The sequence below is a fragment of the Burkholderia sp. Ac-20392 genome, from assembly GCF_017104585.1.
GTDB classification, from domain to species: Bacteria; Pseudomonadota; Gammaproteobacteria; order Burkholderiales; family Burkholderiaceae; genus Burkholderia; species Burkholderia lata.
Genome location: NZ_JAAGPB010000389.1, coordinates 1 through 8163, shown reverse-complemented (window position 1 = coordinate 8163; position 8163 = coordinate 1). Strand labels below are relative to the sequence as shown.

9 protein-coding genes are annotated in these 8163 nt (G+C 65.9%); 3 read left to right on the top strand and 6 right to left on the bottom strand.

The genetic code is table 11. From position 1 onward, the window contains the following. Positions 1–244 (bottom strand): ABATE domain-containing protein (locus tag G3N99_RS29765; protein WP_206124168.1); only part of this gene is annotated, 244 nt, incomplete at its 3' end. Between the two features lie 81 nt (positions 245–325). On the opposite strand from G3N99_RS29765, the gene G3N99_RS29760 reads away from it, so the two are divergent. Further along, the gene (locus G3N99_RS29760) at positions 326–1141 is read left to right on the top strand and encodes an alpha/beta fold hydrolase (RefSeq protein WP_206124167.1); all 816 of its coding nucleotides are present in this window, start codon (positions 326–328) and stop codon (positions 1139–1141) included. A 37-nt stretch (positions 1142–1178) separates the two neighbouring features. Here G3N99_RS29760 and G3N99_RS29755 read toward each other — a convergent pair whose 3' ends face one another. From G3N99_RS29755 to phnA, 5 genes are all read right to left on the bottom strand, one after another. Next, a complete protein-coding gene (locus G3N99_RS29755; RefSeq protein WP_174954779.1) occupies positions 1179–1937 on the bottom strand; it encodes an amino acid ABC transporter ATP-binding protein in 759 nt (252 codons plus the stop codon). Beyond that, the gene (locus tag G3N99_RS29750) at positions 1934–2614 is read right to left on the bottom strand and encodes an amino acid ABC transporter permease (RefSeq protein WP_011353585.1); all 681 of its coding nucleotides are present in this window, start codon (positions 2612–2614) and stop codon (positions 1934–1936) included. The genes G3N99_RS29755 and G3N99_RS29750 overlap by 4 nt, the downstream gene beginning before the upstream one ends. A 14-nt stretch (positions 2615–2628) precedes the next feature. Continuing rightward, the gene (locus tag G3N99_RS29745; RefSeq protein ID WP_206124166.1) at positions 2629–3411 is read right to left on the bottom strand and encodes an amino acid ABC transporter substrate-binding protein; all 783 of its coding nucleotides are present in this window, start codon (positions 3409–3411) and stop codon (positions 2629–2631) included. Between the two features lie 179 nt (positions 3412–3590). Then, positions 3591–5045, bottom strand: coding sequence for a phosphonoacetaldehyde dehydrogenase (phnY, locus tag G3N99_RS29740; RefSeq protein WP_206124165.1), 1455 nt, complete (start codon positions 5043–5045; stop codon positions 3591–3593). A 29-nt stretch (positions 5046–5074) separates the two neighbouring features. Further along, on the bottom strand, positions 5075–6313 hold the full coding sequence (gene phnA, locus G3N99_RS29735) for a phosphonoacetate hydrolase (RefSeq protein ID WP_174988672.1): 1239 nt from the start codon (positions 6311–6313) through the stop codon (positions 5075–5077). A gap of 208 nt (positions 6314–6521) precedes the next feature. On the opposite strand from phnA, the gene G3N99_RS29730 reads away from it, so the two are divergent. Together G3N99_RS29730 and G3N99_RS29725 are read left to right on the top strand one after the other, a co-directional pair. Continuing rightward, entirely contained in the window at positions 6522–7577 is a 1056-nt protein-coding gene (locus G3N99_RS29730) for a putative 2-aminoethylphosphonate ABC transporter substrate-binding protein (protein WP_174937366.1), read from the top strand. 97 nt (positions 7578–7674) lie between these two features. Continuing rightward, positions 7675–8163 (top strand): ATP-binding cassette domain-containing protein (locus tag G3N99_RS29725; protein WP_206124164.1); only part of this gene is annotated, 489 nt, incomplete at its 3' end.

Here is an 8163-nt window from a genome sequence, read left to right as displayed (position 1 = left end):
CCGCCAGCGCGTCCGCGTCGTCCTGCCGTGCATGACGCAGAAGCCGCGCCAGATCGGCCGGCGCCAGCAGCCCCGATCGTTCCGCCCACGCATGCACGGCCGGCCAGTCGACGAGCTTGTCCGCGTCGCGCGTCTTGCCCGTGTCGGCCACCGTGTTGAGGAAGTCGAGCGCCGGATGGCCGCCGACGAAATCGGCTGCACTCCATGCGTGCGCGGGTTGAGCGGGCTCGTGTCGAGTAACCATTTATTTGCACCTATCGGTTTCATACCCGGACAATCCGGAGTAACCTGTTAACAACCAAAACAGGTTAGCACGGAGATACCGATGCTCGAACTCGCCAATCACTTCATTTTCGAAGGCCACCGGATTGCCTGGGGAACGCTCGGCGAAGGCCCGCCGCTCGTGCTCGTGCACGGCACGCCGTTTTCGTCGCAGGTGTGGCGCCGGATCGCACCGTGGCTCGCGCGGCGTCATCGCGTGTTCTTCTACGACCTGCTCGGCTACGGTCAATCCGACATGCCGGACGCGGACGTATCGCTCGGCCGCCAGAACCGGCTGTTCGGCGCGCTGCTCGATGCGTGGAACATTTCGCGCCCGCGGGTGCTCGCGCACGACTACGGCGGCGCAACCGTGCTGCGTGCGCACTTCCTCGACGGCGTCGCCTATGCGGATCTCACGCTCGTGAATCCCGTCGCGATCGCGCCGCAGGGTTCGCCGATCGTGCGCCACGTCGCGCAGCACGAAACCGCCTTCACCGGATTGCCTGCGTATGCGCATCACGCGCTCGTGTCGGCCTATCTCGGCAATGCGGTCGCCCGGCCGCTGAGCGACGACGCGCTGTCGATCTACCGCGCGCCATGGCTCACGCCCGCCGGTCAGGCCGCGTTCTATCGCCAGATCGCGCAGATGCGCCAGCGCTACATCGAGGAAGCCGAGGCGCGTTACGCGCCGCCGGACTTTCCGGTGCGCATCGTGTGGGGCGAGGACGACGCGTGGATTCCGCTCGAACAGGGGCAGGCGCTGGCCGATCGCGTCGCCAACGGCCAGCTGATCAGGGTGCCGCGCGCGGGCCACCTGGTGCAGGAAGATGCGCCGGAGGCGATCGTCGCGGCGGTGCTCGACGCGTCAGGGCAAGGTTGACGCCCGCGGTAGTGCATATCGCTTGTCGCGCGTCGCGTCAGAACACCGGCACGCCCTGCGCGAGCGTCGAGATGAACTTCGCGGTGCGCGGATCGCGCGGGTCGCCGAACAGGTCGCGCGATGCACCGGCCTCGACGACGCGGCCCTCCGCGAGAAACACCGCGTCATGTGCGATCGACGCGGCCAGGCGCAGGTCGTGGGTGGCCATCAGCATCGTCGTGCCTTCGCGTGCGAGCTGGCGCAGCACCTCGACCACTTCGACGGACAACTCCGGATCGAGCGCCGACGTCGGCTCGTCGCATAACAGCACCTGCGGCGACGGTGCGAGCGCACGTGCAATCGCGACGCGTTGCTGCTGGCCGCCCGACAGCGTGCCGGGCCACGCGTCGGCCTTGTCCGCGATCCCGACCTTCTCGAGCAGCGCGAGCGCGCGTTCGCGGGCCCGTTCGCGCGGCCAGCGCTGCACGGTGACGAGCCCCTCCATTACGTTCTGCACGACGCTCAGGTGCGGAAACAACTGAAAATTCTGGAACACCATGCCGGTCTGGCGGCGCACTGCAAACACGGCGTCGCGCGCCGGCCGGTGTGCCGGCGAGAAGTCGATGCGTGCGTCACCCACCGTCAGCGCACCCGCCTCGGGCACTTCGAGCAGATTCACGCAACGCAGCAGCGTGCTCTTGCCGCTGCCGGACGGCCCGATCAGCGCCGTCACGCTGCCGGGCTGCAACGCGAGGTCGATCCCGTGCAACACACGATGTGCGCCGAACGACTTGTCGATGCGTTCGAGCCGGATCATCGCAACTCCGCCTGGAACAGCGCATGTCGGCCGAAGCGAATTTCGAGGCGACGCTGCAGCGTGGACAGCACCGAGCTGAGCAGCAGATAGATCAGCGCGGCTTCCGTATAGAGAATCATCGGCTCGTAGGTCACGGCTGCGATCCGCTGCGCAGCCTGGAAGATCTCCGGCACGGTCAGCACGGCCGCGAGCGACGTGTCCTTCACGAGCGAAATGAACGAATTCGACAGTGCGGGCAGCGCGACGCGCGCGGCCTGCGGCAGGATCGCGCGGCGCAGCGCCTGCGGGCGCGTCATCGCCATCGAGTACGCGGCTTCCCACTGCCCCTTCGGAATCGATTCGATCACGCCGCGGATCACCTCGGCGTTGTACGCGCCGACGTTCAGCGAGAAGCCGATCACGGCAGCCGTCAGCGGATCGAGCACGATGCCGACGCTCGGCAGGCCGTAGAAGATCACGAACAGCTGCACGAGCAGCGGCGAACCGCGAAACAGCCAGATGTAGAAACGTACGGCGGCTTGCGCCCAGCGCGGCCCGAACAGCCTCGTGAGCGCCGCGCCGAATGCGAGCAGCAGGCCGATCGCGAACGACGCGAGCGTGAGCGGCACCGTGAACACGAGCCCCGCAACCAGCAGGGGCCGCAGCGATTCCGCCATCAGATGAAGCCAGGCCGGCATCGTTCAGCCTCGCGTCACGGCTGCGACACGTCGCGGCCGAAATACTTCTGCGAGATCTTCGCGTAGGTGCCGTCGGCCTTGATGTCCGCGAGCGCCTTGTCGATCGCGGCCACCAGCGCGGGGCTGCCCTTGCGCAGCAGCACGCCCGATGCGTCGCTCGCGCCGCCCGTGTCGGTCGCCGCGACCTTCAGCTTCGCGTCCGGCTTGTGCTTGCGGAAATCGAGGTACGACAGCGAATCGTTGATCGTCGCGTCGACGCGCCCCGAGCTCAGCAGGTCGATCGCTTCGTTGAAGCCCTGCACGGGCACCACATCCGCGCCGTGCGCGGCCGCGAGCTTGCCGAAATTGCTGGTCAGCGTGTTCGCGGATTTCTTGCCCTTGAGATCGTCGAACGAGCGGATCGTCGTGTTGTCCGTGCGCACGATCAGCACCGCGCGCGACGTGATGTACGGCGTCGAGAAATCGTATTTCGCCTTGCGCGCATCGGTGATCGACACTTCGTTGACGACCGCGTCGTAGCGGTTCACGTCGAGGCCCGCGATCAGCCCGTCCCACTTGCCTTCGACGAACTGCGGCTTCACGCCGAGACGCTGCGCGATCGCGGTCGCGATGTCGACGTCGAAACCCGTCAGCTTGCCGGTTTCGTCGTGGTACGTGAACGGCGCGTACGTGCCTTCGGTACCGACCCGGAACACGCCGGACGACTTGATCTGCGACAGGTCGTCGGCAGCCAGTGCGCTCGTGACCGAAACGGCCTGCAGCATGGCGACGACCAGGATGGAGCGAAGGAATTTCATGGTGCGGACCCCGAATGATTGGAGGGAATATTCCCGCGGCACATGCATGCCGTTCGAGAGGTCCGCGAATTCTACCGACGCGTCGAGGCCCGGCAAAAACGCAAATCGGCTATCGATATGAGCCGATCGAATAACGCGCGCACCGGCCACGAAACCGGTGCGCGCGGCTTACACGCCACTTACCACGGCAGCGAATACGTCTTCGTATTCGTGAAGCTCTTCATCGCTTCCTGCACGCCTTCCTTGTAGCCGAGCCCCGAATCCTTCACGCCGCCGAACGGCGTCAGTTCGAGCCGGTAACCCGGCACTTCGCGCACGTTCACGCTGCCGACTTCCAGCTCGGTGATGAAGCGCGTGATGTTGTCGAAGCGGTTCGTGCAGACCGACGACGACAGCGCATAGTCGGTGCTGTTCGACATCCGGATCGCTTCGTCGATGTCGCGGAAACGCATGATCGGCGACACGGGGCCGAAGGTTTCGTATTTCACCAGCGGCATGTCGGGCGTCACGCGATCGATCACCGTCGGCGAATACAGCGCGCCGTTTCGCACGTTGCCGACCAGCAGCCGTGCACCGCGCGCAATCGCGTCGTTCACCTGCTGCTCGCAGAACTTCGCGGCCGCCTCGTCGATCACCGTGCCCATGTCGACCGACGGATCGGCCGGATTGCCGTACGACCACGCGCGCGTCTTCTCGACTACCAGCTCCGTGAAGCGATCGGCCACCGACTCGTGCACGAGCATCCGCTTGATCGCCGTGCAGCGCTGCCCCGAGTTCTTGTACGAACCCGACACCGCGAGCGTGCTCGCTTCGTCGAGATCGGCGTCTTCCATCACGATGATCGGATCGTTGCCGCCGAGTTCGAGCACCGCACGCCGGTAGCCCATCCGCGATGCAATCGACTTGCCGATCGATACGCCGCCCGTGAACGTGATGAGGTCGATCGCCGGGTTCGTGATCAGCTCGTCGGCAATCTCCTTCGGGTCGCCGGTGAGCACTTGCAGCATCTGCGGCGGCAGGCCGGCTTCGTACAGGATGTCCGCGAACAGGTAGCACGACAGCGGCACCTTCTCCGACGGCTTCACGACGATCCGGTTGTTGGTCGCCACCGACGGCACGATCTTGTGCGCAACCTGGTTCATCGGGTGGTTGAACGGCGTGATCGCCGAGATCACGCCGAGCAGCGGATCGCGCTGCGTGTACACGCGGCGCTTCTTGCCGTGCGGAGTCAGGTCGCACGAGAAGATCTGACCGTCGTCTTTCAATACTTCACCGGCGCCGAACGTCAGCACGTCGGCCACGCGCCCTGCTTCGTACGTCGAATCCTTGATGCACAAGCCGGCCTCGGCCGTGATCAGCGCGGCAATCTCCGCGGTGCGCGAGCGCACGATGTCGGCCGCACGGCGCAGGATCGCCGCACGATCGTGGCGCGTGAGCGTCGGCCGGTAAGCACGCGCGGCGGCGAACGCGCGCCGCACGTCGTCCAGCGTCGCTTTCGGCACGGTGCCGACCAGTGAACCGTCGTACGGGTTGCGCACTTCGATTACCGCGTCCCGATGAATCCGTTCCCCATCGATTCGCAGTGCTTCGCGACGAATCTCGCGGACGTCCGTCAATGCTGCAATGGCGTTCATGAGTGTGTCCCCTTACGGATGCGTGCGCATCACTGCAGATGGTTGAGCGCGATGTCGATGATGTCGAAGTTGCGCAGCCGCGCGCGGCCCGAGACGTCGCCGGCAACCGGCTTGCTGAAGATCAGCGGCACGATCTGCTCGGAGATCCCGCCGTGCGACCGCAGCGGCACGTCGAGGCCCGACAGGTCGTGCTTGATGCGGCGCGTGCCGAGCACGACGTCCTGCTTCGAGATCACGATCAGGTCGCCCATGCGCGCCGGCGGCAGCTCGAAGCGCGCGCAGCCCTCGGCCCCCGTCAGCACGACCTCGATGCCGTCGACCGCGGCGAGCCGTGCGCGCAGCGCTTCGGCGTTGGCCGTCGCCGGCACGTAGACGGTCGCGAACGAGCCGAGCGCGCCGTGGTGCACGACGTACGGATCGGTGATCGGCAGGATCACGCGCGCCGCATCCTCGCCGAGCCACTCGTCGAACAGCTCCTGCAGGTAGATCACGTTCGGCTCGCCGGTTTCATCGTCGTGCTTCGCGTTCATCCCGTGGTCGGCCGTAATCGCGACGATCGCACCGAGCTCGTCGAGGCGCTGCAGGTACTTGTCCATCATCGCGTAGAACGCGTTCGCGCCTTCCGTGCCGGGCGCGCACTTGTGCTGCACGTAGTCGGTCGTCGACAGGTACATCAGGTCGATCGGGCGCGTCTCGAGCAGACGCACGCCGGCCGCGAACACGAATTCGGAGAGGTCCGCGCTGTACACGCTCGGCACCGGCTTGCCGACCAGCTCGAGCACGTTGTCGATGCCGTTTTCCTCGACGCTCGCCTCGTCGGCCTTTTCCGACGAGAAGCAGATGCCCTTCAGCCCCTTGCCGAGCAGGCGGCGCAGCTTGTCCTTCGCGGTGACGACCGCGACCTTCGCGCCTTGCTCCGCGAAGGTCGCGAGCACGGTCGGTGCGACCAGGTACTTCGGATCGTTCATCAGCACCTCGGCGCCGGTGTCGCGATCGTAGAAGTAGTTGCCGCTTATCCCATGCACCGCCGGCGGCACGCCGGTCACGATCGACAGGTTGTTCGGGTTCGTGAAGCTCGGCACCACGCACTCGCCCTTGAGCGCCGTGCCCGGCTTCAGCAGCGTGCGCAGGAACGGCGCGACGCCGGCCTCGGCCGCTTCTTCCAGATATTCGTATGCGCAGCCATCGACGCAGACGACCACCACGGGCCGGCTCATCCAGTTGTAGCGGCGGCCGTTCACTTCCACGGATACAGGCGTTTCATTCATGACGTTCATTCCTTTCAGTTCGAAGGGTAGAGCCGTCGGCGCCCGCGTCGCGCCGAAGGGAGGTGTTTTCCATGCTTGACATTAAAATTGATGATTTGTAGATTGTCAACAACATGCAGCGAACAGAAAGCAAAACAGCGGTGCAGCAAGAGGGCTGGTCTCCACTCATCCGCCGCGTGCCGCGGCGTCACAGTCAAGGGGTCTGAAGATGAACGAAGTGCCGGTAAACAAGCGTTTGAACGCATGGGCGGCGGGCGCGGCCCGCTTCGCGCTGGCCGCGGCGGTCGCGCTCGGCGCGGTGCAGGCGGCGCACGCGAAGACGTCGCTGCTCGTCTATACCGCGCTGGAAGACGAGGCGATGAAGCCCTACAAGGACGCGTTCGAGAAAGCGAACCCCGATATCGAGATCCGCTGGGTGCGCGACTCGACCGGCTCGGTCACCGCGAAGCTGCTCGCGGAGAAGAACAACCCGCGCGCGGACGTCGTGCTCGGCCTCGCGGCGTCGAGCCTCACGCTGCTCGACCTGCAGGGGATGCTGATGCCGTACACGCCGAAGGGCTTCGACCAGCTCACGCGCAAGTACAGTGACGCGAACACGCCGCCGCACTGGGTCGGCATGGACGTGTGGGGCGCGACGATCTGCTACAACCGCGTCGCCGCGCAGGCGAAGGGCATCCCGAAGCCGACGTCGTGGGAAGACCTGACGAAGCCCGTCTATAAAGGCGCGATCGTGATGCCGAGCCCGGTTTCATCCGGCACCGGCTACCTCGACGTGACCGCATGGCTGCAGACCTTCGGCGACGATCGTGGCTGGAAATTCATGGATGCGCTCGACAAGAACGTCGCGCAATACGTGCACTCGGGCTCGAAGCCGTGCACGCTCGCCGGCACCGGCGAATTCCCGATCGGCATCTCGTTCGAGTTCCGCGGCCACGAACTGCAGTCGCAGGGCGCGCCGATCGATCTCGTGTTCCCGAAGGAAGGGCTCGGCTGGGACATGGAAGGCACCGCGATCATGAAGACGACGAAGCAGCCCGACGCCGCGAAGAAGCTGGCCGACTTCATGGCGAGCAAGGATGCGAACCAGATCACCGCGCGCTGGTGGGCGATCGTCGCGTACCCGGGCGTCGCACGGAAGCTCGCCGGCATCCCCGACAACTACTCGGACCTGCTCGTGAAGAACGACTTCGTGTGGTCGGCGAAGAACCGCCAGTCGATCCTCGATACATGGCAGAAGCGCTACGGCGCGAAAGCGCAGCAGTAACGCCGCGACCGGCAGCGGGGCCGCGCCGCGCGCCGCCCCGCGCCACCCTTTCCGTCGTCGAATCCGGCCCCCGGGCCGCCCCAGCATGGAGGCGCGCATGGCACCTTATCTGAGCGCAGAACGCATCGAGAAGCGGTACAACGACACGCAGGTTCTCACCGACATCAACCTGAGCGTGATGAAGGGCGAAATGATCTGTTTCCTGGGGCCGTCCGGCTGCGGGAAGACCACGCTGCTGCGGATCATCGCAGGGCTCGAGACGCAGAACGCCGGCCACATCATGCAGGACGGCCGCGACATCTCGCGGCTGCCGCCGCAACTGCGCGACTACGGGATCGTGTTCCAGTCGTACGCGCTGTTCCCCAACCTCACGGTGTACGACAACGTCGCGTACGGGCTCGTGAATCGCAAGATGAAGCGCGACGCGATCCACGAGCGCGTGCACACGCTGCTCGCGCTGGTCGGCCTGCCCGACAGCCATCGCAAGCATCCGGGCCAGTTGTCCGGCGGCCAGCAGCAGCGCATCGCGCTGGCGCGCGCGCTCGCCACCTCGCCCGGCCTGCTGCTGCTCGACGAGCCGCTGTCG